Source organism: Synechococcus sp. H60.1 (genome assembly GCF_047462335.1).
Lineage (GTDB): Bacteria > Cyanobacteriota > Cyanobacteriia > Thermostichales > Thermostichaceae > Thermostichus.
The window spans coordinates 7065-8738 of sequence record NZ_JANSJA010000160.1; the positions used below are offsets into that span (position 1 = coordinate 7065).

Annotated in this window: 2 protein-coding genes; one reads left to right on the plus strand and one right to left on the minus strand. The window is 55.2% G+C overall.

The window, feature by feature from the left end; genetic code table 11:
• Positions 1–136: 136 nt before the first annotated feature.
• Positions 137–622: an ureidoglycolate lyase gene (locus NW852_RS08210; RefSeq protein WP_414349238.1), complete on the minus strand. Its 486-nt coding sequence runs from the start codon at positions 620–622 to the stop codon at positions 137–139.
• Between the two features lie 205 nt (positions 623–827).
• On the opposite strand from NW852_RS08210, the gene NW852_RS08215 reads away from it, so the two are divergent.
• Entirely contained in the window at positions 828–1604 is a 777-nt protein-coding gene (locus tag NW852_RS08215; RefSeq protein WP_414371423.1) for a hypothetical protein, read from the plus strand.
• The last annotated feature ends 70 nt before the right edge of the window (positions 1605–1674 follow it).

The following is a 1674-nucleotide window of genomic DNA, read 5'->3' on the forward strand; positions in this document are numbered from 1 at the left end:
GTTTCTCCCCCTTGGCCTTGCCTACTAGAGATAGAGCCCAAAGCGATCCTCTCTCTCCACCCTTAGTGCTGGTAGGGATCCCCGTACCTTAATGCACCTTAGATGAATCTGCTTTTTTGCTGCTGAATTCGGCTGCTCAAGGGATGATCTGAAACTCCAGGTTGTAGGTCTGAAGCAGGTTGATTGTCTCGTGATCGGTGAGGTTGGTGTCGGCCAGCTCCAGGTTGTAGAAATCGATAAACTCCTCGTGATCGAAGTAGGGGCCGGCATGCCAAGTGCCCATTTCCAGTTTGATAAAGCGGTCGCCGGGCACCCGAAAAGCTTGAATCTCATCCACTTGCAGCTCGTCGGCAGGCGGCGCGACGGCGATAAACCACTCCTTGCCGTGCAGGGATCCCAGACACTGGGTGCAACGGGTGTGGTGAGTTATTTGGGTGAACCGAAGGCCACGGCGGGGCAAGCGCATGAGGTAAAAGCGGGGTTGCCCCTGATTCAAAACCAACTGGGCATCTTGGCCGTCGAAGGGTTTGTCGTCAGGAGTAGGATAGATCACCTGCCCGTAGAGGGCAAAGTTTTCCGGTTCAGCGAGATGGGCCTTCAGTTGGCGCAGTTGACTGCTCACCCTGCTTGTCTCCTCTTTCCCAAACCTGTACCCGTTGTTGCTCCGCAAGCCGATCCCCACCTGCTGCCGGCACAAGGTCGTGAAGACCCAAATAGCAGAGCAGCTCTTATTTTATCTTTATCTAGTTATCTAGATTTGCCGGCAGTCTCCTTCCGCAGAACAGTCTCAGTAAAATGGGAGAAATTTGTAACACTCGGCAATGGTGATGCGGCGGGATTTACAGGAGCTGGTCATTTCCCCTTCTCTGGTGGAAAACCTTTCCGGGGTACCTATAGATTGGCTGTACCGACCTCGGCCTGTCCGTCGCTGGAAAGATTGGCTGCGCCAGTTCTCCGCCTTCTGGGATCTGCTGCGCCTGTTGTTGGTGCTAGATCTCTTCTGCCGTTTCTTGACCTTTTGGACGGGGGGATCCCTGCTGACCTTGCTGGGGCGGATCTGGATCCCTGGCCTGCACAGCAGTTGGGGCACTTGGCTGGTGGAATGGGGGATCCTGGCAGCCATTGCCGCTTTGGGCCAAGCCTATTGGATTTTCCGCAGCCGCCGCCTGCCGCTCTTGCTGAACTTGCTGGAAGAAGTAGATCGCTACCATCAGCTTATTCAAGCTATTCACATCAATGACGAATTGGTGGAGGCAGGTAACCCTGAGGTCAAGCTGCCCCAGCGGGATCAGATTATCGAGGCTCTGAAGCTGGCTCGCAGCGACCTAATCCGCGCCTTGAAAACTGAACGGATCTTGCGGCAGAACAAAGACTTTATTGAGCAGCAAAGTGAGTTCTTCGGTGACGAGTTGACGACTCTAACTGCGCTCCAGATAAGGGAACAGGCCAGCGAACAGTCGCGGCTTTTGGAGGCTGCTTTGCAAATTGCCTTGCAAGTGCGCTCCCAACTGAGCCAACTGCGAAACTGGGAAGCAAGCCTATCCCCAGACAAAACTCAGCCTCCCAGCGAGGCTCAAAACCCAGATTCCCCTCCTCTGGGTTAGGCCCTCCTAGCTGCGGCAGGCGCTGGCGACTGCTGCTGAAGCAGGGGTGGAAAACTGGAGCAGGGATCCC